The organism is Dellaglioa sp. CoH-57-MRSF-22 (genome assembly GCF_056781895.1).
The window spans coordinates 1-272 of the sequence record NZ_JBXAXT010000211.1; the positions used below are offsets into that span (position 1 = coordinate 1).

Consider the following 272-nt stretch of genomic DNA (forward strand, 5'->3'; position numbering starts at 1 on the left):
CACGCTCAGATCAATGCCACGAGCCTTGAAGAAGTCGTGGATAATACTGAGACCCAGTGTTGCTTGCTGGAAGCCCTCGGACGCCAGCTTCTGATTCTGGCCGGGCAGTGCGTCATCCATCTTGCGGAAGCCTGCGCGTAGGTGAGTCAGGCCCTCTGCCCAATCGAGAATCAGGTAACCTGCGGCGTTTGCTGCCGCCAGTTCATCACGGCCATACGGTTGAACATTCATCTTGTTTCCTTTGCCAAAACCAAATCGGTTCAGCATATCTT

At 54.0% G+C, this 272-nt stretch carries 1 protein-coding gene; it reads right to left on the bottom strand.

Annotated features, from left to right (window positions below; all coding sequences use genetic code 11):
• Positions 1–272, bottom strand: a 272-nt coding sequence (locus AC1RPR_RS08820; RefSeq protein WP_481763574.1) for a hypothetical protein, incomplete at both ends; no start/stop codon positions are given.